Consider the following 20,722-nt stretch of genomic DNA (forward strand, 5'->3'; position numbering starts at 1 on the left):
GAAACAAACGCGCCGGCTCATCGACACGCTCAGCGGTCAGGAGCCGGATCGAGACCGGTTGCGGTGCGCCTTTGGCCGGGGTGCGGCGGATTTCACTGTCGAGGCGAAGACACCGGCTGCCACGGCGGCCAGCGCCGCGTCCGCGGCACGGATCGCGTCGCGCTCGGTGAGACGTCGGGTGCTGGTCAAGAATTGGTAGTAGAGCGGCGCTGACACCTGCCGGATCACCGCCGCGGAGTCGGTGCCAAGGGGTGCCTCCCCCCTGGCTGCTGCGTCGTCGACACAGGTCGACCATTCGGCGATCCGGCGGTTATAGAACTCCGACAGCGCCTCCGCGGTGCGGTCGTCGTAGGTGGCGGCGGCAATGATCGCCTTGAACAACCGCCCCTGACGACCGGACGACAGGGTGCGACGGACGAGTGCCGCGTTGGCGCGGAGATCGCCGCAAAGCGACCCGGTGTCCGCGCGCGGCACCGACGTCTCGGCCATATCGACCAGAAGGTCGGCCATCAACGCGGCCACCGATCCCCACCGCCGGTAGACGGTCGACCGCCCGACGCCTGCACGATCGGCGACGACAGTGAGCTCGACGGCATCCAGACCGACCTCGACCAGAAGGTCGGTTGTCGCGCCCAGGACCGCCGTCCGTACCGCGGCACTCCGACCACCCGGCCGTGACATTCCGGTCATGCTGCCCATGCTAACGGGAATGTGTTCCCGATAAGGCTTGTTGCCGACAATGTCAGTTAAAGAGAACATCTTCTTGTTAAGGAGTGACATGGAGTATCGACGAGTGGGCGATTCCGGCCTGGTGGTGTCCGAGATCGGCTTCGGTGCCGCCACCTTCGGCGGAGTCGGTGAGTTCTTCGGCGCCTGGGGCGACACCGACGTCGAGGCGGCCCAGCACATCGTCAAGCGATGCCTCGACGCCGGAGTCACCCTGTTCGACACTGCCGACGTGTATTCCGACGGCGCATCGGAGGAGGTGCTGGGAGCGGCGCTACGCGGAATCCGCGACGAGGTCGTGATCTCGACCAAGGCTGCGCTGCCCACCTCGCCGGGTGACTGGGGCACCTCCCGACCTCGGCTGCTGCGGGCGGTCGAGTCCGCGCTGCACCGCCTGAACACCGATCGCATCGATCTGTTCCAGCTGCACGGGTATGACGCCTTCACGCCGATCGACGAGGTGCTGCAGACACTGGAGACACTCGTCACCCAGGGCAAGATCCGCTACGTCGGAGCATCGAACTTCTCGGGATGGCAACTGATGAAGTCACTCGCGCGGGCGGATTCCGGCCATCGCCCGCGGTACGTGGCACACCAGGTCTACTACTCGCTCGCCGGCCGCGACTATGAGTGGGAGTTGATGCCGCTGGCTCGGGAGGAGGGCGTCGGCGCACTGGTGTGGAGTCCGCTCGGGTGGGGGCGGCTGACCGGCAAGATTCGTCGAGGCGCACCGCTACCGGAGCGCAGTCGCCTCCACACCACCGCTGACGCGGGACCGCCCGTCGACGACGAGCGGTTGTTCACTATCGTCGACGCACTGGAGATCGTCGCCGCGGAGTCCGAGCACACGGTCGCGCAGGTCGCGCTCAACTGGCTGCTCGGCCGGCCGACGGTGTCGTCGGTCCTCATCGGCGCCCGCGACGAGGCCCAATTGGTTCAGAACCTCGGGGCAGCCGGATGGCGACTGACCGCCGAGCAGGTCGGGCGGCTGGACCGGGCCAGCGCGGTCGACGCGCCGTATCCCTACTTCCCCTACTACCGGCAGGAAGGTTTCGCGACGCTCAACCCTCCCATGGTCTGAGGCTCATGTCCGGATGACTGCAGCTGCAAGCCCTTTGGCATTCGTCGCGATGCGTCGCTTGCTCATCTTCAGATCGCGGCGCTGATATGCGTAGAGCTGCGGGTCCACCGACGCCAGCAGCATGTCGGCGTGCCAGCCGGCGTTCGTCGCGTCGAGGTCGGTCCGAGCTGCCCGCAGAAGCGTGACGATGTGCAGCCGCCACCCCTGATAGGCGCCCAGCTTCAGCCGTCCCGGCGGGGTCGCGTCGGTCACCAGGAGCGCGCCGAGGTTGCGCTCGGTCAGCGACACCAGCTCCTCGAGGAACGCAGTGATCCGGTCGCCGGCCGGGGCGCCGGGGCCGAGAGGCGGAGGCCCGGACAGGATCGCTTCCTGCAGGGTCCGCTCATCGTCGCCGACGACGGCGGCCAGTAGTCCGGCCTTATCACCAAACCTTCGGTAGAGCGTTCCGACGCCCACGCCGGCGCGCTGGGCGATCACCCTCATGTCGACGTCGCCGGCGTCGGGCCCGCTCAGCAGTGCACGCGCGGCGTCGAGCACGCTCGCTTCGTTGCGTGCCGCGAGTTCACGCTGAGGCTGCCACCCGGTCGACCCACTTTGTAGCACGCCGCCATCCTATTGCGGAATACCGTTCCGGACCCGCGGGTTGAACTCACGGAACACAGTTCCGCACATTGAAGGAGTGGGATGAACCGAGTGCTGCTGATCAACGCCTCCCCCCGCGGCGAAGACTCTTGTTCATTACGTCTGGCCAACCTGTTCATCGAGGCCTGTCGCATGAGATGTGCCGACGTCGAGGTGGACCGCCTGAACACGTTCTCCGACCTCGCCCCGTTCGGCCAGCGGCAGGTCGATGCGAAGATGGCGGTGATCGCACGACAGCCGGTCCCGGAAGAAGCGGCCGGCGACTGGGCGGAGGTGCTGGACGTGGCGGCGCGCGTGCAACTCGCCGACACACTGGTCTTCGCGGTGCCGATGTGGAACGGCGCCATCCCATGGTCACTCAAGCTCTTCATCGACACCGTCACACAACCCGGCGTCGCCTTCACCTTCGATCCGGCGACCGGCTACCGCGGCCTGCTCGGCGGCAGACGCGCAGTGACGATCTACACCAGCCGGGTGTACGCACCAGGCCTGACCCCGGCCTTCGGCGTGGATCACCAGTCGACATACCTACGGTGGTGGCTCGAGTACTGCGGCATCACCGACATTCATGAACTGCGACTGCAGACGCTCACACCCGACCAGGACTCGGCGAACCGCGCTGTCCAGCAGCTCACCGATGCACTCGCACCGCGGGGACCCCGATGACTGCGTGGGGATGGCTGATGACCGCTGCGCTGGCGGAGGTGGCGTGGTCACAGAGCATCAAACCGACCGAGGGCTTCACCAGACCGCTTCCCACACTGCTGTGCCTGGCGCTCGCCGTCGCGGCCGTCTACCCGCTCACCCTCGCCATGCGCGACATACCGGTCGGCACCGCTTACGCCGTGTTCACCGGCGTCGGAGCCACCGGCGCCGTCACACTCGGCATCCTGATCTACGGCGACCCCATCACAGCCCTGCGACTCACCGGCATCACCCTCGTCGTCAGCGGCGTCGTCATACTGCAGGCCGCGTCGAACTGAGCCGATTCGATTAGCCTGATTAACAGGTGGGCGCAGGGGATACCCCTTGGGTCTGGATCGGCTCGGAGGAGATTGATGCGTCAGCGACTGCCTGTACGGGCGATGACGAGATTGGCGATCGTCGGTGTGGCGGCGCTGCTCGTCACCGGCTGCGAGGCCCAGGTGTGGGGTTCGCCGCCGGCCGCGGAGAACACTCCACAGGCGCCGGTGGCCGCGCAGCAGGCCCCTCTCCCGGCGCTGCCCGAGGCGCCACCTGCGCAACCGACGGCCTCATTCGACGGCCTCGACGCCCGCGTTCGTCAGGCCACCGCCGACGCGGCCGCATCCGGCGCCGACATCGAGACCGTCGTCATGGACCGCAACACCGGTCAGATCGTCTCGAATGGAGACAACAGGCCCTTCCCAATCGCATCCGTAGTGAAGCTGTTCATCGCCGACGACCTGCTGCTGCAGGAGTCCGAGGGCAAGACGAAGCTCTCCGATGCCGACCGCACGTCGCTCGACACGATGCTGCGCGCCTCCGACGACAGCGCCGCCCAGAACTTCTGGGACCGCAGCGGCGGGAACGCCGTCATCGCCCGCGTCAAGGCGCGGTACGGATTGTCGGGCACGACGGCGCCCTACAACGGGCACTGGGACGTGACCACCAGCACTGCAAGCGATCTGGTCCGTTACTACGACATGCTCCTGGACGGCACAGGCGGGCTGCCGCCAGAACAGGCGAACATCATCATCAGCAACCTTGCGCAATCGACGCCGACAGGGAACGACGGATATCCGCAGCGGTTCGGCATCCCCGAAGGGCTCTACGCCGAGCCGGTCGCGGTCAAGCAGGGCTGGTTCTGCTGCTGGAACGGCGCCAACCAGTTGCACGTGTCCACCGGCGCGATCGGATCCGAACGCCGCTACGTGATGGCCATCGGCTCCCTGGATCCCACCAGCGAGGCCGCGGCGCGCGCGAACATCACAGCGGCCGTCAAGACGATGTTCCCGGGCGGCAAGATCTGACCGGCGAAAACGCTTGTCTCGCAGCGGAACCCGATCGCACCGCCTCGCGGATTGTCGCCGGACTTTGGTGAGTAACACCCGCAATGCACCGGGTTAGGGTGAGAATTCCGGAAGGCGAGGCAGGGCGATGCTCACTGATGTGTGGACTGACTACTGGTGGGTGCTGTTGCCACTGCTGTATTTCGCCGTGCTCGTTGTCCTGATTCGCCGCGGTCTGTGGGCGACGGTGGGACAGATGGTCATGTTGGGCTCCCTCTGCGCGCTGATCCTGTACCTACCGTTCAGCCACCCGCCGATGAGCTATGTCCTGGCCGTGCTCACCGTGCTCGACCTCTTGTTGTTCGTGCAAGTCAACCTTCAACCCCTGTCGAGGGGTCGCGGACGTCATAGCGGAGCTGCCGAGGGCTGAGGACGCTTCCAAGGCGTTGATCACGCCGCGGCAGTGGCGGCGGAGCTCTTCGTCCGCGGTGTGGTGCTCCAGTCGGCTGGCACACCGCCGCGGCTGCGCAAACATGTCCGATACGCCGTTTACGATTCCTGCGGCACACCCGTGGCCGATGGAAGGAACGAGCAGTGAGTTACACCGCCGCCGACATCACCGAGCTCGACGATGTCCAGCACACGCGCCTGCGGCCCGCGGTGAACCTCGGGCTCGACGTGCTCAACACTGCGCTGCGCGAGTTGGTGGACAACGCGATCGAAGAGGTCGCCGATCCCAGCCACGGCGGGGCACACGTCACGATCACCCTGCATGCCGACGGTTCCGTCAGCGTCGCCGACGACGGCCGCGGTCTGCCCGTCGACTCCGACCCCGTGAACGGGAAGAACGGGATCGTCAAGACACTCGGAACCGCACGGGCGGGTGGCAAGTTCTCCGCGCACACCGACGCCACGAGCACCGGCGCGGGACTGAACGGAATCGGCGCCGCGGCCGCGGTGTTCATCTCCGCGCGAACCGACGTGACCGTCCGCCGTGCCGGCAAAACCTACCTGCAGAGCTTCGGCGGCGGCTATCCCGGCGTGTTCGAGGGCAAGGAGTTCGACCCGGACGCCCCGTTCACCCGTGCCGACACCCAGAAGCTGCGCGGCTCCGCCAACCGCAAGCCCGACGCGCACGGGACCACGGTGCGCATCCTGTTCGACCCTGCCGTGGTGCCGGACTCGAGCGTGGACATCAACGAGGTGCTGCTGCGGGCGCACGCCGCGGCCCGGATGTCGCCGGGAGTGCACCTGACAGTCACCGACGAGGGCTGGCCCGGCGAGGAGGTCCGGCCCGAGCTGACCGAACCGTTCACCGGCCCGTGGGGCACCGACACTCTCCTGGATCTCATGTGCACTGCCGGAGGCACGCCCGTTCCCGGCGTGCGCGCGGCGGTGGAGGGCCGCGGCGAGTACACCACCGGGCGCGGCGCGACTCCCTTCCGCTGGTCTATGACGGCCGGGCCCGCCGAGCCGGCCACCGTCGCCGCGTTCTGCAACACCGTGCGAACGCCCGGCGGTGGCTCGCACCTGAACGCTGCGGTGAAGGGGCTGTCCGAAGCACTCGCCGACCGCGCCTCGCGAATGCGCGATCTGGGCCTGGCCAAAGGCGAGGACGGCCCGGAGGCCCAGGACTTCGCCGCGGTGACCGCGCTGGCCGTGGACACCCGCGCGCCCGATGTGTCATGGGACTCGCAGGCCAAGACCGCGGTGTCCTCGCGGTCGCTGAACGTCGCGATGGTTCCGGATGTGGCACGCAGCGTGACCATCTGGGCGGCCAACCCCGGCAACGGCGACGCGGTGGCGTTGTGGACCAAAATGGCGCTCGAGGCGGCCCGCGCTCGGCGCAGCGCCGAAGGCGCCAAGGCCCGGTCCCGGGCGGCGTCGAAGGCGAAGGGCCTCGGAACCAATCTGTCGCTGCCGCCGAAGCTCCTACCCAGCCGGGAGACCGGCCGCGGGTCCGGAGCCGAGTTGTTCCTGTGCGAGGGCGACTCGGCACTGGGCACCATCAAGGCGGCGCGCGACGCCACCTTCCAGGCGGCCTTTCCGCTGAAGGGCAAGCCGCCCAACGTCTACGGCTTCACCCTGAGCAAGGCCAGAGTCAAGGACGAGTTCGACTCCATCGAGCGGATCCTGGGCTGCGGGGTGCGTGACAACTGCGATCCGGAATCGTGCCGCTACGACCGCATCTTGTTCGCCTCGGACGCCGATCCCGACGGCGGCAACATCAACTCGAGCCTCATCTCGATGTTCCTGGACTTCTACCGCCCACTCGTCAAGGCCGGGATGATCTACGTGACATTGCCACCGCTGTTCGTCGTCAAGGACGGCCAGCAGCGGATCTACTGCCAGGACGAATCCGAACGCGACGCCGCCGTCGCACAGATGAAGGCCAACTCCAAACGCAAGGTGGAGGTCCAGCGGAACAAGGGGCTCGGCGAGATGGACGCCGACGACTTCTGGAACACCGTGCTGGATCCGCAGCGGCGCACCGTGATCCGAGTGCACCTCGACGACGGCGACCCGAAGCTGCACCACACTCTGTTCGGCGGACCGCCAGAGGGCCGGCGGACGTGGATGGCCGATGTGGCCTCGCGCATCGACACCGCTGCTCTGGACCTCGAGTAGGAGTACAACGTGACCGCCATCATCGAGCAGAATCCCGACCTGGTGCTCGACCAGAGCGCCGACGACTACTGGAACCACTACCAGCTCACCTTCGCCCTCTACAGCGTCAGTGACCGCGCGATCCCATCCGCCTTCGACGGTCTCAAGCCGGGGCAGCGCCGTCTGCTGTATCAGATGTACGACTCCAGACTGCTGCCCGGAAACAAGCCGCAGAAGTCCTCCAAGGTGTGCTCGGCCGTCACCGGCAATCTGCACCCACATGGCGGTGCCTCGATGTACGGGGCCGCGGCGCTGATGGCCGCCGAGTTCCAGCGCGTGAAGGTCATCGACGGGCAGGGTGCCTTTCCGCGCATCCAGGGCGACATCCCCGCGGCGGACCGCTACACCGAGATGCGGTTGTCGGCGCCGGGCGCGGCACTGACCGCCGAACTCGCAGACCACGCGGTGCCGATGGTCTCCACGTTCGACGGCGAATGGATCGAGCCGACGGTATTGCCGGCGCAGTGGCCGGTGCTGCTGTGCAACGGTGCCGTCGGCATCGCCGAGGGCTGGGCCACCAAGGTGCCCGCACACAATCCGCGCGAGATCATGGCAGCCTGCCGAGCACTGCTGAAGACCCCGAACATGACCGACGACAGATTGGTCAAACTCATTCCCGGCCCCGACTGGGGCTGCGGCGCCAGCGTGGTCGGCGCCAACGGGCTGCGGGAGTACATCACCACCGGCCGTGGCTTGTTCACCGTGCGCGGCACGGTCTCGGTGGACGGCAAGAACGTCATCGTCACCGAGCTACCACCGGGCGTGGCGAGCCAGACCGTGCAGGAACGGATCCGGGCGCTGGTCGAGTCCGGCGAGCTGTCCGGCGTGGCCGACATGTCGGACTTGACCGACCGGCGCAACGGCCTACGGATCGTGGTCACCGCCAAGCGCGGTCACAGCGCCGAGCAGATCCGTGAACAGCTGCTCGCCCTGACGCCGCTGGAAGGCTCGTTCGCCGCCAGTCTGGTCGCGCTCGACGAGAACCGGGTTCCGCGCTGGTGGTCGGTGCGTGAGCTGATCGCCGCGTTCCTGTCGTTGCGCGATTCGGTTGTGCTGCACCGCAGCCAGTACCGGCTGGAGAAGGTCACCGCGCGCCGCCACCTGGTCGCGGGCCTGATGAAGATCCATCTCGACATCGATACCGCCGTCGCGATCATTCGTAGCTCCGACACCGTCGACGAGGCACGGCACGGACTGCAGGAGCGGTTCGCGATCGACACCGAACAGGCCGATTACGTTCTGGCGCTGCAGCTGCGCCGGCTGACGAAGCTCGACGTCATCGAGTTGCAGGCCGAAGCGGAGAAGCTGGACGCCGAATTCGTCGAACTCACCGAGCTGGTGTCGAATCCCGATGCGCGGCGGGTGGTGATCGACCAGGAGCTGGTGGAGACGGCGAAACTGTTCAAGGGGCCTGAATTCGACCGTCGCACCGTGCTCGATGTCGACGCCACACCGACGGTGTCCGGGTCTGACGAGGACGGCTCCCGTGAGCGGAAGGTCAACACCGCCTGGCGACTCGATGACCGCGGCGTGTTCTCCGACCGGCACGGAGAGCTGCTCACCTCGGGGCTGGGCTGGGCGGTGTGGACCGACGGTCGGGTGAAGTTCACCAACGGGAACGGTCTGCCGTTCAAGATCCGCGACATCCCGGTGGCACCGGACATCACCGGGCTGGTGCAGTCAGGGGTCCTCGCACCCGGTTCGCATCTGGCATTGGTGACGCGACGCGGAAAGGTGCTGCGGATCGATCCCGCCGCGGTCAATCCCCAGGGCGCTGCCGGCAACGGCGTGGCCGGAGTGAAGTTGGCCGCGGATGGCGACGAGGTGATCGCCGCGCTGCCGCTCACGTGCGAGAACGGCGAGGCCATCCTGTCGATCTCCGAGAAGGGCTGGAAGGTCACCGAAGTCGCCGACATCCCGGTGAAGGGCCGTGGCGGCGCCGGCGTCGGATTCCACCCGTTCGTCGGCGGCGAGACCGCGCTGCTGGCGGCTGCGGTCTCCGCGACCGGATACGTGCGCGGCAAGCGGGCGGTGCGAGCCGAGAAGCGTGCCAAGGCCTCGGTCAAGGGTTCCGGCAGCGACGTGACGCCTGCGGGGTAAAGCTCGCCGGCAAGCGATCGCGGTCGATCTCGTGCTGTCGGCACTGCGCCCGGCTACCGTCGACCGGGTGACGGTGTCACGCTCGCGCCTTGCCCGGCTCTTCGCGGTTGGAACCGTGGTGTGCACTTTCGCTGCGGCCCCGGCATGCGGACATACTGCGTCTCCACCGCCCGGCACCGGCACACCGAGGACGACCGCTCCGACTACCCCGTCGCCGGCACCCGCCGTCGCTGATGTGACTCCGACCGGAGACTTCTCCCCCGTCTCCCGGCTCATCGAAGACGCCGTCGCGGCGCGGCGGCTACCCGGCGCCGTCGTCCAGGTCGGACACGAAGGCAAGATCGTCTTCCGCCAGGCCTTCGGCTCGCGCAAGCTTGCCGGCGAACCGGGGCTGGACGGGTCACCCGCCCCGGCGGAGCCGATGACCGAGGACACCATCTTCGACCTGGCCTCGTTGACGAAGAGCCTCGCGACCTCGACCGCCGTCATGCAGCTCCACGAAGAAGGCCGGGTTCGGATCGACGAACCGGTGCAGGCGTACCTTCCCGACTTCAACCCGGCCGACGATCCGCGCCGCGCGCAGGTCACTCTGCGCATGTTGCTCACCCATACTTCGGGCATAGCGGGGGACCTGAGCCTGGACGGTCCGTGGGGTCTGGACAAGGCCGACAAGGCGGAGGGCGTTCGCCGTGCGCTCGCCGCGTGGGTGGTCTCTACTCCCGGAGAACGCTTCCACTACTCCGACATCAACTTCATCATCCTGGGCGCGCTGCTGGAGAAGATCACCGGCGAGCCCGAAGATGTCTACGTTGAGCACAACGTGTTCGGACCACTGGGGATGTCAGACACCTACTACCTCCCGGCCACCAAAGCGTGCGGCCCACACCGGATCCGGGGTACGGCGATCGCCCTGGATCCCCGGGGACCGACGGTGGGGAGTTGCCCGGCGGATGCGTGGAGCACCGACTTGCTGGCGCGCATCGCACCGACAGCTCTCGACGAGGACACTCCGGGCATCAACCCCGACTATGGTCACCCGCTTCGCGGGACCGTGCACGACCCGACGGCACGCCGCATGGGCGGGGTGGCCGGGAGCGCCGGAGTGTTCACGACGGTGCACGACGTGGGCCTCTACGCGCAGGCGCTTCTCGACCGGCTCGCCGACCGCCCGAGCACCTTTCCGCTGAGGCAGGCGAGCGTGCAGATGATGACGACTCCGCAGCAACCCGGGCACCATGCCGGGCAGGTCCAGGCGGCGAACGAGGCCACCGAAACGGTCTTCACCACAACAGATCAACTGCTGGCTGCGCACTACCCGGCGATACCGGGACATGATCTGCGCGGCTTCGGCTGGGACATCGACACTGCCCACTCGAGACCACGCGGCGCCGTCTTTCCCATCGGTAGCTTCGGCCACACCGGGTTCACCGGAGTCACGTTGTGGATGGATCCGGGGTCTGACACCTACGTGATCGTCCTCGCGAATGTGATCCATCAGCGCGGCGGTCCACCGATTGCCAAACTGAGCGGTTACGTGGCCACCGAGACCGCACGTGCCCTCCATCTTTACGGCACCTAGGTCGGACTCCTCGTCGTGTTGTCTTCACATGCTGCTGCGGATTGATCCGTCGGCTCCGCGCGTCCCCTCGGGGCAACGAACTGGCCGCCGCGCCGATGATGAGCTCAAATCACAGCTGTCACATTGGTAACATCGCCTCGTGTCGATCTCCCGGCGTGACGCACTGCGCTACGCCATCGGGGCGTCGGCGCTGGCCGGACTCGGTGCGGCAACCGGTGCCGGCGCACCGACGGCGGCGGCCGCCGCTCCGACGCTGATCGACTTCGCCATGCGTCAGATCCCGGCCCGGGACATCCGGGCCGCCGGCCACGCCGGGGTGATCAACTACGTCTCGACCTCGCGGCCGGGCTCGTCGTTCGGCGCCAAGCCGATCACCCTGCCGTATGCGCAGTCGCTGAACGCCGCCGGACTGGTCATCGTCAGCAACTACCAGTACGGCAAGCCGGGCGGGACAGCGCCATCGGACTTTACCCGCGGGTACGCCGGAGGCGTCGCCGACGCGCGCACCGCGTGGCAGCTCCACACCGCTGCGGGCGGCGGCCGGAGCGCCCCGATATTCTTCAGCGTCGACGACGACATCGACCGCGAGACATGGAACAGGCTGGCGCTGCCGTGGTTTCGCGGGATCAATTCGGTGATCGGAGAGCTGCGTACCGGGATCTACGCCGGTATCAGACCGTGCCAATGGGCGGCCGCCGACGGTGTGATCGGAAGATCGAAGTCACCCGGCAAAGTGTGGGCGTGGCAGACCCGGTCCTGGTCGAACGGTCAGATCTACCCCGGCGCGGTTCTCTACCAGCGCATCATCGACACCGCCTCGAATCCGGGTCCGGTGGTCGGCGGCATCCGCGTCGACGTCAACGACGTACTGGCGCAGGACTGCGGTCAGTGGAATCTGCATCCGTGAGGTCTAGCGACGTGGCGTCGTGGTGATGTGCACGTGGTCGTAGTGGCCGTAACCCGAGGCCTGCGGACCGGCCGGCGTGTAATACGTGCCGCGCCAGATCACATCCTGTAACCCGAACCGGCCGGCATTGCTCATCGCGAAGGCGAGGATCTGGTCGCCGAGCGCGATGCCCTCGGGGCTCTCGGGGTTGGGGATCATGATGTCGATCGCCAGGCCGCTGGGATGCCACGGCTTCGAGTCCGGCCGAACTCCGTCGATCTCGGCGATCTGGGGGAACTGCTGGCTGACGGCCCTGGCGGCCAGGACGGTGTTGGGCTGCAACCCGGCCTCCGACGCGACGCCGACGGGCAGTGCCTCCGGGATCTCCGGGACGACAGCCGCAGGGGGTGGAGCCACGTCGCCGGGAGGCACGCCCGGCGGCGCGGCGATCGGCGGAGCGGGCACGGTCGGTGGAGGCGCGCTGTCGATGATCGCTCGCTGCTGCGGTGTCAGCGCCGCGTACTGTGCCTCCGCGGCGGCGATCTGGCGCAGCAGTTCGCTCAACTTGGCCTGCAGTTCTGCGCGCACTTCGGCGGCCTTCTCGGCCGCGGCAGTGGCGTCGGCAGCCGACCTCTCCGACGCCTGGGCGGCGGTGGCCGCACGCTCACGGGCTGCCTGGAACGCCTTCATCTGATCGGCGATGGTCGAGCCGACCGTCCGTTGCAGCGACAACTGATCGATCAGCTGTTGGGGCGAGGTTGCGGACAGGACCGCCGCCATCTGACCGTCACGCCCACTCATGTAGTTCATCGCCGCGATCCGGTCGGCGGCGGATTGAAGCGGCTGCAGCTGGGTGTTCGCGACCTCCAGGGCCGCCAGGTCGGCGCGGTGGCGGTCGGTGGCGGCGGCCTGCTCAGCCAGTCTGGCGTCGGAATCGCGCTGGGCCGATGTGACGGCCTCACGGGTTCTCAGGGCCTGCTGGGACAACTCGTTGAGCTCGGACAACGCGTCGGCCGCCGGGTCGGCGTTGACGCCCGCCATCGACATGGCCAGCACCAGGACCGCGGTCGCCACTCCGCACACTGTTCGCCGAAGGAGGTCACGCACCCCGGTCACGCGGATTGTCACGATCCTTCGGTTGAGGACTGATCTTGGCCTGGCTCTCGCGGGCAAGGGTACGAACTGACACCGACGATGTCTACTCCGGAGTGGTGCGGTGGCCGACTGACCAGCACCGCCCCACGTGTCTGGTCACGTGCCCGAGTACAGGTCACCGCTCGGCTCCGACGCCCTGGGTCACGACCTGCGGCGCCCGCATTGTGTGGTGGTAGGAGAGCCGCCGGACGGGCTGAATGCGCGCCGGCCACCACACATTCATCGAAGCACCTGCGCTACCGGTTGGGGCGCATTGCTGGACTCACCGGCTACGACCTCCGATACCCCCGCTCGTTGACCGGCGGCTCGGCGCAACGGCATCGTCAGAGCTTGTTGGCGATGACGTCAAGCTTGCTGATGTCGGGTGGGGAGGCGAAGAGCTCGTCGGCCTTCTCCGCAAGGGCCTTTCCGACGGGCCCGCCAAGATGCGTCTCGCGTGCCTCCTCGTCCGGGAACGCGTCGATGATGCCGAACGTCGACGGGCCGAACCGAACCGCGAACCATGGTTTCGTGCCGGGTTCCTGCTCGACCAGCGGCAGCGCCGAAAGCAGAAACTCCTCGACTGCGTCCTCTTTGCCGGGCTTGGCCTCAATCCGTACCAGCAATGCCTTTGTCGCCATGGTTGATCTGCCTCTCTTGTGGTGGATCACGGGAGCGCACCCACCCTTGCCGCAGCGGCAGTGTGTCCCGTTGGCTACCCGATAATCACTGTGCCCACCGTAAGTCGCAGCGTCGTCCCGACAGATCAAACAATTCTCCGCGGTATCGACCTCCGAAGACGATGATCCGAGGTGGATAGACCTGAGAGGTTGGGGCATGCGGCTGATGCGGCTGGAGATCAGATTCCCGTCGATGACGACATCCTCGCTACGACGGTCGCACCCGCGTTGCACTCACCGGCCGAGTCTCGCCCCGAAGATTCGGCTCGCCGGCCCGCTCCCTGGTCCACTTCGGCATCGCACGTTAAGAGAGCGAAGTACCGGCACGCAGGCACCACCGGCTCCGCTGCGACGCGTGCCCGTGTCGGGCGAAACCGAACTCGCGATCTCGCCCCGGAGGTTTGTCATGCCAGAAACGTCGGACACCGAATACCGCGGTGTGGCCACCGCGGGAATCCGCAGGGGCAGCCGACGATGACGGTCGATGACGGAAACGCCACCGAGGGATCCGCCGGCCAGGAGGCCGGCACCGACGAATCGCGGGAGGCGGACGGGCGGTCGATGGGCAACCTCGAGTTGTTCTTCGACCTCACGTTCGTGTTCGCGATCTCGCAGGTCACCCACCTGATACTCCATGACGTCTCCTGGCACGGCTTCGGCCAGGGTGCGCTCGCTCTGCTCGCCCTCTGGTGGGCGTGGGTGTGCTACGCCTGGCTGACCAACATGTTCGAGATGGCGCGGGTCATCCATACGACGCTGATCATCTTCGCGATGGCGGCGATGCTCGTCGCGGTGATCGCGCTGCCGACCGCATTCACCACAGGGGCCCTCGTTTTCGGGCTCGCACTGCTCGCCGTCCGCCTCATCAACGCCGCCATGTTCATCGCCTCGGCATCCCGAGACGAGACTGAATCGGCGTCGACGATCCGTAGACTGGTGCCGGGCCTGCTTTTCGGCCCGGCGCTGCTCGTTGCCGCCGCATTTGTGGACTCCCCCTACCGTGAGCTGATGTGGGTCGCGGCGGCGGCGGTGGACTTCGGAACTCCATTGATCGCGGGAACCAACGGACTTCGGGTCGTGCCCTCGTATTTCATCGAACGCCACGGTGCGGTCGTCATCATCGCGCTTGGCGAGACGATCATCTCGCTGGGCGGGGGGGCGACCGAGAGCCTGCACCGTCCCGGTGTCCTCGGCGCTGTTGTTCTCGGAGTGCTGATCTCGGCCACGCTGTGGTGGACCTATTTCGGCCTCACCGCAGGAGCCGAAGAACGGATGCGGCGAACATCCGCTGCCGATCGGCCGCTGTTGGCCCGCGACGCCTACAGTTATCTGCACCTGCCGCTCATCGCGGGGATCATCTTCTTCGCCGTCGGGGCACGAGTTTCTGTAGAACACATCGGCGAGCCGCTTTCGCCGCTCGCGGCCCTCGCCCTCACTGGAGGGGTGGCACTCTTCTACGCCGCCGAGGTGGCCTACAGATGGCGGGACCACCACCAACTCACAGTCGATCGGCTCCTCACCGCCGCCGCGTCACTCCTGGTGTTTCCGGTCGCCATTTCTGTCCCCGCCGTCTTGTCGCTGGCGATCCTCACCGCGATCGGAGTCCTGCGGCTCGCATGGGAGTTGTGGCGGCGACCGCAGATCGGCACCGGAACAGCGGGAGCCGCGCGGTGAGAACGATTCCCGCTGACGTCAGCACCGCCGAGGCGATTGACACTTGACAGTCCTGCAACGACCTTCGTCAAAGTTCTCGTAACCGTCGGCTGCCCTGTATCCGGAACGCTCGTCAGCGTCGACCGGGAGCGAGTCCGTCGAGTCCATTGGCGGGGTGACTGATGACCGTGTCAGCACGCTGGCCACCACAGGAACAGGGCGGCGCTCAGCTCCTGGGTCCGGTTCACCTTTGCCTCGGCCCGCTCGCCGCCTCCCACCCGCACGATCGCGGACATCGTTTCGATTCGCCTCTGGCGATGACGATCAGTGACCGAACGACACCGCGGTCATGTCGTCGCCGTCGTCAGTCGGCCTCGTTGGCGTCGCCGGGATGGGGCGCATTGTCTTCGTCGACGTAGGCCTCGTGATCGGTGTCGACCCCTTCGTGGTCGCGCGGACCTTCGTTGGGTCCGACGTTCTCCACCGCGTCTGCGGCGTCACTGGGCATCGTCATGTCACGTCCTCTATTGGGGCCGCCGGGCTCGTCCCGTCGGAATGCGTGGGATGCGAGTGCCCCGTCTGCGCTCCGCCCAACCGGGGAGTCAGTGACGGTCTGGATCGTCACGTCGAACGTCCCGCTCGAGGCGGCGCGGAGATCCCGCTCGGTCATCGGCACCAGGGCCGCGCTGATCGATCCAGGCGAGGACGGGACTGGGCCGCCGATGCGACGCTGCTAAGGTCGCCGCGTGCCACCAATCGACCCGAGCGACGTTCATGACAGAACGCGAGTCTGACCGGGCGTCGGAGTTCGCCCCGGTAGATGAGGTACCCCCACTCGACGTCGTCGGCTCTGACATTCTTCCGCCGGTCGCCGACGACGTCCGCAGGCGGTTCCGCGTGCTCGAGTGGCTAGCACCCCGATTGGGCTCCCGATGGGCAGTGGAGTTGTGGTGCACCCCGCCGATCATGGAATCGGCTCTGCGGATGCCGCCGGGTGTGCCGCCGGGCAAGCCACTCGAGGCGTACTGGGATGGGCACCGGGTGGTCGGTGAGGAGTGGGGCGAGGGAGCGCCGATCTACCTGGTGCACGGCTGGGGCGGCCGACGGCCGCATCTGGCGATGTTCGTCAAGCCACTGGTCGCCGCCGGCTACCGCGTCATCGCGTTCGACCTGCCCAGCCACAACGAGTCCGACCCGGGCGAGCTCGCGCCGGGGCGGACGACGTCGGTCGAGTGTGCTGAGGCGATCAAGGCCATGATCGAGACCCACGGGCAGGCACACGCGGTGGTGGCGCACTCGCTCGGCGGGAATGCCACGGTGTGCGCGGCAGCGGAGGGCGCCAGTGTGGGGCGATTGGTACTTCTCTCGCCGATGGGCGATTTTCCCCTGTATCTGGACCTGTTCGCGGCGCGGCACAATTTCGGCCGCCGGATTCGGGCCGGGCTGCAGCGCCGACTGGAGAAGCGGATCGGTATGCCGCTGCACGAGACCAACATGGACCACGTCGGCCGCCGCGCGGGCTTTCCGCCGCTGCTCGTCATCCACGATCCGGACGACCCCGATGCCCCGTATGCGGCCAGTCAGCGACTCGCAGCGATGTGGCCGGGCGCGCGCCTGCTGACCACGAAGGGCCTCGGCAGGCTGGCTCACTACCGGATCCTGCGCCACCGGCCCGCCATCACCGCCGGGGTCGAATTCGTCGTTGAGCCGTAGAGTCATCATCACTATGTCGGTGAAGCGCAGTGGCGTGCGGTTGGCGCTCGTCCTCGCGATTTTTCTGTCAGCCAGTGCTCTCGGGTCAGCTACCGCCGGGGCCGTCGGACTCGACGACTACCTCTGGGAACGTCGGCCCCTGCTGGTGTTCGCGCCCACGGAAGGCGACCCCCGGCTCCTCGAGACTCTGGCCCGCATCGAGGCCAGTCGATGCGACTTCGCCGACCGCGACATGGTGCTCGGCCTCGTGGTGACCGAGGGCACGAGCACGCTGGACAGTCAGGTCATCACTGCCGAGGAGTCTCGACGGTTGTCCGACGACTATGGGGTCGGTGACGACGCCTTCGCCGTGGTGTTGATCAGTAAGGACGGGGGCGAGAAATTGCGCGTCGACGACGTGCCCGATCTCCGGAGAATCTATGCCGCCGTCGACGGTATGCCCATGCGAGGCCGCGAGACGAGCGCCGCGAGTCGGTGTTGATGTCGGGGGCAATCCGACGGTGCCTGACCGGTCTAGCACTCGCAACATCGGCCGTGCTCGCCGTGTCGTGCGGCGCCGCGCCATCGTCCGACGCGAACGGGTCGGAGACCCCTCTTTCGTCCGCCCCGGCGTCGCTGTCGGAAGAAGCCGCCGTCGTTCTCTTCGACCTCGACGATGCCGGCGAGGTGGCCTCGTGGACGACGGTCAACGATCCCGTCATGGGCGGCATGTCAACGTCGAGGATCACATTCGGAAACGGTGGCCTCGTCTTCTCGGGCAACATCTCGCTGGAGAACAACGGCGGGTTCGCCTCGGCCCGCAGTCCGCAGGACGCCGATCTCGGGCGAAGAGCAACAGGCGCGAAGTCGCTGCGCGTGCGCGCCCTCGGCGATGGCAAGACGTATCTGTTGAAGGTGGGCATTGAAGGGCAACCATGGTCCTACGCCCAGCGTTTCGCCACGGAAGCGGACGTCCAGCGGACATACGAGCTGCCAATCGAGGGCTTCCAGCCAGTGGGCATGCGACTCGACCCCGCACCGGACGCGCCTCAGACTGTGGACCCGTCAGGCATCGATCAGGTGTCGGTCTACATTCTCGACAAACAGCAGGGTCCCTTCGAACTCACCGTCACCGCCATCGACGCCACGACCTGAGGTCCGGCCCGTCTCGCCGGTCGAGGCCATATTTGTGTGAAATCGGCGCGTAACTGCCGCGGCCGTGGTCTCTTGAGATCGGTAGACACTCTGCCGCGGTGTACTTCACGGGATGGCGCCGTCACCGATCGGTGCGCGGAGGAAGAGGAACACGATCATGCGAATCACACGGATACTCGCCGCAGCGCTGACGCCAGTAGGTCTCGCGGCCGCAGGCCTGAGCATGGGAACTGGAGCCGCCCAGGCCATTCCCTCGCAGCCACACCAGTGGTGCCCGGGGATGTCCATGCACAATCCGCCTGGGCCCGGGGCCATGTACCAGTGGGACATGAACGTCTGTCACACATGGCAGTACGTCAAATCAGGCATGGGCAACGTGCCGCATCAGGTTTGGGTCGGCCCGCTGGACCCCGTCACCTATCGGTACTCGGATTCGAAGATCACCGTCGAGGGCAGCAGTGTCTGGGATGGCCCGAACATTCCGCCGGGAGCTGCGGCCGAGTGCACCGGCAGGGACATGTTCACGGGCATCCCCATTCCCTGCTAGTTGGGCGGTCGGGTCGGACAACGGCAGTTGGCACGAGAACCGCTGTCCGACAGACCCACTCACGTTCATCTCACGAGCTTCGTGGCGCACCCCAGTGCCCGTGAGGCTGTTTCTGGACCCCTCCGCCGGACCTGTAGGTTCTCGCGGTCGGCTGCAGGCGAGCATGACGCTGACCTGCAGCATTCGGTGCGTCTCACGCCTGGTCGCATCGCGGTTTGTCTCACGCAGCGCGTGAATCCCCAGCTGCGTCTCACGGAGCGGGGCGGTGCTCTGCCAAGGCGCGGAAGGCCTGCACAGGTGAGGCGGCGGGGTCCTCGGCGAAGACTTGGATGCCGATGTGGTCGGCGCCGGCGGTGAGGTGCTCGTTGATCTGGGTGTAGATCGTCTCCGGGGAGCCGTGGGCGACCAAGGCGTCGATGAGTGCGTCGCTGCCTGACCCGTCGACGTCGGCTTCGGTGAACCCGTGCCGCATCAGGTTATTGGTGTAATCTCGCAAGCCGAGGTAGGGATTCTGGACGGCGGGCCGGCCGATACTTCGCGCTACGTCATCGTCCTCGGTCAGCACGATCTTGTGCTCGGGAGCCAAAAACGCGTTGCTCCCCATCGTTTTTCGTGCATAGCGGGTGTGCGCGGGCACGGTGAGATAAGGGTGCGCCCCCAATGTCTTGTCGCCGGCCAGTTTGAGCGTGTTCGTTCCCAGGGCGCCGATCACGATCGCCTCGGCCGGCACCTTGCCCTCGAGGAGCGCGTCGACGTAGTGGACCATCCGCTCGTAGGGCTTTGCGTAGGCGTCTCGTTTTTTCAGGATGGCCGAGACCGATGCCTAGCAGCAGGCGAGGTCCGTAGCGGTCGACGATCCGGTGGTAGTGGTGGGCGATGCTGCGGGCGTCGTCTTGCCACATGTTGATGATTGCGCTCGCGATGATCGCATGTCTTGTCGCGGCGATCATCTGCTCAAGCAGCTCCATGCCACCTACGGGGTCTGCACCGATTCCCACCCAGATTGTCTGATAACCCAGCTCTTCGAGTTGAGGTGCGTATTCGATACGGGGTGCGTCGCCCAGTGCGGGATTGAGCCACGCACCGTAAGTGCCGAACTGCTCGTGCACGTCAGTTGTCTCCTTCGGATCGGCGCCGCAACGGGCGCTGAAGTAACCGCGGGATGAACTGGCCGAGGACCGCTTTCATTCCGGCGGTGGGGTGGTGCTGAAGATCGGCCAGCAGATCTCTGTGGCGGTGAAGTTAAATGGATCCGAGGGCGTGGAGCCGATGTAGTGCTCGCGGATCGGTCCCTGATCGCTGATCAGATGCTCGTTTACGTGTATTCCCAGAGCCGCGTAACTGCGGTCGATGCCGTCGTGACCGCCGGAGTGCGTGAGCACCGCGAACTCGGCCTGAGGCAAGACCTCGGCACGGATGCCCTTCGGGGGGTGCGCGAAGTTTGGAGCGGGTACGAAGAGAGTCGCCTCTCCCCGAGATTCCAGAAACAGCGCTCGGTCGTACAGGCCACCCGGCACAAACCCGAGAGGTGCGCTTCCTGCCGCCGCGACTGCCTCCCGCAGCGTCCCCAGCGCCATCCCGAACCAGCTGTCGATCTCGGAAACATCAATGGTGGCGCCTACGGACCACACCGCGAGCACCGGCTTGTGATGCAACTCCACGTGGGCGGGAGCGGTTACGGGCGAGAGCAACTCGCGCAGCGCGCCAACGGCGTTACGAGTCTGCTGAAGCTGCTCCTCCATCTGTTCGAGATGGGTGGTGATGATCTCGGTGCGGGCCGCGGCGTCTTCTGTGCTCAGGAGCGCCTTGATGTCGGGAATGGACATGCCCAGAGATCGGAACCGGCGGATGATATGTGCAGAATCGACCTGGCCAGTGTCATAAAAACGGTAGCCGGTATGGGAGTCGATGTGGGCTGGTTCGAGAATGCCGATATCGTGGTAGTGCCGTAGCGCCTTCCTGCTCAGGCTGGTCATTACGGCGAAGTCACCGATCGAGACCTGTGCGCCCATGGCGTCCTCCTATGCGATCTGTCTGCCCTGCCTTCTCGGGTGAGGCCATCGTGCAGCTTCCCCCTGGGGGAAGGTCAACATTGCGGCGTGAGTCCGATGATTGCGTACGAGACCGCCATCCGCAGGCACCAGCGAGCGAACAGAGCCTCAGGCCCGGCTGTCGGGCGCCCAGGAACTAATTCTCCGGCCGGGGGTTGA

Annotated in this window: 21 protein-coding genes; 14 read left to right on the forward strand and 7 right to left on the reverse strand. The window is 66.8% G+C overall.

Annotated elements, in window-relative coordinates; all coding sequences use genetic code 11:
* Window positions 1–36 precede the first annotated feature (36 nt).
* On the reverse strand, window positions 37–690 hold the full coding sequence (locus H7I41_RS11080) for a TetR/AcrR family transcriptional regulator (RefSeq protein ID WP_264012628.1): 654 nt from the start codon (window positions 688–690) through the stop codon (window positions 37–39).
* A gap of 88 nt (window positions 691–778) precedes the next feature.
* On the opposite strand from H7I41_RS11080, the gene H7I41_RS11085 reads away from it, so the two are divergent.
* A complete protein-coding gene (locus H7I41_RS11085; RefSeq protein ID WP_264012629.1) occupies window positions 779–1,807 on the forward strand; it encodes an aldo/keto reductase in 1,029 nt (342 codons plus the stop codon).
* A gap of 3 nt (window positions 1,808–1,810) precedes the next feature.
* Here H7I41_RS11085 and H7I41_RS11090 read toward each other — a convergent pair whose 3' ends face one another.
* Window positions 1,811–2,344, reverse strand: a complete 534-nt coding sequence (locus tag H7I41_RS11090) for a TetR/AcrR family transcriptional regulator (RefSeq protein ID WP_264012630.1) — start codon at window positions 2,342–2,344, stop codon at window positions 1,811–1,813.
* A 147-nt stretch (window positions 2,345–2,491) separates the two neighbouring features.
* On the opposite strand from H7I41_RS11090, the gene H7I41_RS11095 reads away from it, so the two are divergent.
* The 8 genes from H7I41_RS11095 to H7I41_RS11130 all read left to right on the forward strand — a co-directional run bounded on the left by H7I41_RS11095 (window position 2,492) and on the right by H7I41_RS11130 (window position 11,672).
* Window positions 2,492–3,115, forward strand: a complete 624-nt coding sequence (locus H7I41_RS11095; RefSeq protein ID WP_264012631.1) for an FMN-dependent NADH-azoreductase — start codon at window positions 2,492–2,494, stop codon at window positions 3,113–3,115.
* Window positions 3,112–3,432 carry a DMT family transporter gene (locus H7I41_RS11100; RefSeq protein ID WP_264012632.1) on the forward strand — a complete coding sequence of 107 codons (321 nt, stop codon included), beginning with the start codon at window positions 3,112–3,114 and terminating at the stop codon, window positions 3,430–3,432. The genes H7I41_RS11095 and H7I41_RS11100 overlap by 4 nt, the downstream gene beginning before the upstream one ends.
* Window positions 3,433–3,507: 75 nt before the next feature.
* On the forward strand, window positions 3,508–4,440 hold the full coding sequence (locus H7I41_RS11105) for a serine hydrolase (RefSeq protein ID WP_264012633.1): 933 nt from the start codon (window positions 3,508–3,510) through the stop codon (window positions 4,438–4,440).
* Window positions 4,441–4,567: 127 nt separating this feature from the next.
* Window positions 4,568–4,849: a hypothetical protein gene (locus H7I41_RS11110; RefSeq protein ID WP_264012634.1), complete on the forward strand. Its 282-nt coding sequence runs from the start codon at window positions 4,568–4,570 to the stop codon at window positions 4,847–4,849.
* 164 nt (window positions 4,850–5,013) lie between these two features.
* Window positions 5,014–7,047 carry a toprim domain-containing protein gene (locus tag H7I41_RS11115; protein WP_264012635.1) on the forward strand — a complete coding sequence of 678 codons (2,034 nt, stop codon included), beginning with the start codon at window positions 5,014–5,016 and terminating at the stop codon, window positions 7,045–7,047.
* Between the two features lie 9 nt (window positions 7,048–7,056).
* Window positions 7,057–9,186 (forward strand): DNA gyrase subunit A, encoded by a 2,130-nt coding sequence (locus H7I41_RS11120; RefSeq protein WP_264012636.1) that lies wholly within the window; start codon window positions 7,057–7,059, stop codon window positions 9,184–9,186.
* 67 nt (window positions 9,187–9,253) lie between these two features.
* Window positions 9,254–10,765 carry a serine hydrolase domain-containing protein gene (locus H7I41_RS11125; protein WP_264012637.1) on the forward strand — a complete coding sequence of 504 codons (1,512 nt, stop codon included), beginning with the start codon at window positions 9,254–9,256 and terminating at the stop codon, window positions 10,763–10,765.
* A 145-nt stretch (window positions 10,766–10,910) separates the two neighbouring features.
* Window positions 10,911–11,672 carry a DUF1906 domain-containing protein gene (locus H7I41_RS11130; RefSeq protein WP_264012664.1) on the forward strand — a complete coding sequence of 254 codons (762 nt, stop codon included), beginning with the start codon at window positions 10,911–10,913 and terminating at the stop codon, window positions 11,670–11,672.
* 3 nt (window positions 11,673–11,675) lie between these two features.
* On the opposite strand, the gene H7I41_RS11135 is transcribed toward H7I41_RS11130, so the two are convergent.
* Window positions 11,676–12,767 (reverse strand): coiled-coil domain-containing protein, encoded by a 1,092-nt coding sequence (locus H7I41_RS11135; protein ID WP_264012665.1) that lies wholly within the window; start codon window positions 12,765–12,767, stop codon window positions 11,676–11,678.
* A gap of 362 nt (window positions 12,768–13,129) precedes the next feature.
* A complete protein-coding gene (locus tag H7I41_RS11140; protein ID WP_264012638.1) occupies window positions 13,130–13,426 on the reverse strand; it encodes a putative quinol monooxygenase in 297 nt (98 codons plus the stop codon).
* 513 nt (window positions 13,427–13,939) lie between these two features.
* On the opposite strand from H7I41_RS11140, the gene H7I41_RS11145 reads away from it, so the two are divergent.
* Window positions 13,940–15,139, forward strand: a complete 1,200-nt coding sequence (locus H7I41_RS11145) for a low temperature requirement protein A (RefSeq protein WP_264012639.1) — start codon at window positions 13,940–13,942, stop codon at window positions 15,137–15,139.
* 343 nt (window positions 15,140–15,482) lie between these two features.
* Here the strand turns inward: H7I41_RS11145 and H7I41_RS11150 are convergent, their stop codons facing one another.
* On the reverse strand, window positions 15,483–15,632 hold the full coding sequence (locus H7I41_RS11150; RefSeq protein WP_264012640.1) for a hypothetical protein: 150 nt from the start codon (window positions 15,630–15,632) through the stop codon (window positions 15,483–15,485).
* 260 nt (window positions 15,633–15,892) lie between these two features.
* On the opposite strand from H7I41_RS11150, the gene H7I41_RS11155 reads away from it, so the two are divergent.
* From H7I41_RS11155 to H7I41_RS11170, 4 genes are all read left to right on the forward strand, one after another.
* Window positions 15,893–16,831, forward strand: coding sequence for an alpha/beta fold hydrolase (locus H7I41_RS11155; protein ID WP_264012641.1), 939 nt, complete (start codon window positions 15,893–15,895; stop codon window positions 16,829–16,831).
* Between the two features lie 13 nt (window positions 16,832–16,844).
* On the forward strand, window positions 16,845–17,312 hold the full coding sequence (locus tag H7I41_RS11160; RefSeq protein WP_264012642.1) for a DUF4174 domain-containing protein: 468 nt from the start codon (window positions 16,845–16,847) through the stop codon (window positions 17,310–17,312).
* 53 nt (window positions 17,313–17,365) lie between these two features.
* Window positions 17,366–17,965 carry a CIA30 family protein gene (locus tag H7I41_RS11165; protein ID WP_264012643.1) on the forward strand — a complete coding sequence of 200 codons (600 nt, stop codon included), beginning with the start codon at window positions 17,366–17,368 and terminating at the stop codon, window positions 17,963–17,965.
* A gap of 157 nt (window positions 17,966–18,122) precedes the next feature.
* A complete protein-coding gene (locus tag H7I41_RS11170) occupies window positions 18,123–18,512 on the forward strand; it encodes a hypothetical protein (RefSeq protein WP_264012644.1) in 390 nt (129 codons plus the stop codon).
* Window positions 18,513–18,762: 250 nt separating this feature from the next.
* Here H7I41_RS11170 and H7I41_RS11175 read toward each other — a convergent pair whose 3' ends face one another.
* Window positions 18,763–19,278 (reverse strand): LLM class oxidoreductase, encoded by a 516-nt coding sequence (locus H7I41_RS11175; RefSeq protein WP_264012645.1) that lies wholly within the window; start codon window positions 19,276–19,278, stop codon window positions 18,763–18,765.
* 418 nt (window positions 19,279–19,696) lie between these two features.
* On the reverse strand, window positions 19,697–20,524 hold the full coding sequence (locus H7I41_RS11180) for a MerR family transcriptional regulator (protein ID WP_264012646.1): 828 nt from the start codon (window positions 20,522–20,524) through the stop codon (window positions 19,697–19,699).
* Window positions 20,525–20,722: the final 198 nt, after the last annotated feature.

The organism is [Mycobacterium] manitobense (assembly GCF_025821665.1).
Lineage (GTDB): Bacteria > Actinomycetota > Actinomycetes > Mycobacteriales > Mycobacteriaceae > Mycobacterium > Mycobacterium arseniciresistens.

Coding starts and splice junctions, on each gene's coding strand:
- H7I41_RS11080 (WP_264012628.1), bottom strand. CDS start 690: ATGACCGGAATGTCACGGCCGGGTGGTCGGAGTGCCGCGGTACGGACG.
- H7I41_RS11085 (WP_264012629.1), top strand. CDS start 779: ATGGAGTATCGACGAGTGGGCGATTCCGGCCTGGTGGTGTCCGAGATC.
- H7I41_RS11095 (WP_264012631.1), top strand. CDS start 2,492: ATGAACCGAGTGCTGCTGATCAACGCCTCCCCCCGCGGCGAAGACTCT.
- H7I41_RS11100 (WP_264012632.1), top strand. CDS start 3,112: ATGACTGCGTGGGGATGGCTGATGACCGCTGCGCTGGCGGAGGTGGCG.
- H7I41_RS11105 (WP_264012633.1), top strand. CDS start 3,508: ATGCGTCAGCGACTGCCTGTACGGGCGATGACGAGATTGGCGATCGTC.
- H7I41_RS11110 (WP_264012634.1), top strand. CDS start 4,568: ATGCTCACTGATGTGTGGACTGACTACTGGTGGGTGCTGTTGCCACTG.
- H7I41_RS11140 (WP_264012638.1), bottom strand. CDS start 13,426: ATGGCGACAAAGGCATTGCTGGTACGGATTGAGGCCAAGCCCGGCAAA.
- H7I41_RS11145 (WP_264012639.1), top strand. CDS start 13,940: ATGACGGTCGATGACGGAAACGCCACCGAGGGATCCGCCGGCCAGGAG.
- H7I41_RS11150 (WP_264012640.1), bottom strand. CDS start 15,632: ATGACGATGCCCAGTGACGCCGCAGACGCGGTGGAGAACGTCGGACCC.
- H7I41_RS11155 (WP_264012641.1), top strand. CDS start 15,893: ATGACAGAACGCGAGTCTGACCGGGCGTCGGAGTTCGCCCCGGTAGAT.
- H7I41_RS11160 (WP_264012642.1), top strand. CDS start 16,845: ATGTCGGTGAAGCGCAGTGGCGTGCGGTTGGCGCTCGTCCTCGCGATT.
- H7I41_RS11170 (WP_264012644.1), top strand. CDS start 18,123: ATGCGAATCACACGGATACTCGCCGCAGCGCTGACGCCAGTAGGTCTC.
- H7I41_RS11175 (WP_264012645.1), bottom strand. CDS start 19,278: ATGGTCCACTACGTCGACGCGCTCCTCGAGGGCAAGGTGCCGGCCGAG.
- H7I41_RS11180 (WP_264012646.1), bottom strand. CDS start 20,524: ATGGGCGCACAGGTCTCGATCGGTGACTTCGCCGTAATGACCAGCCTG.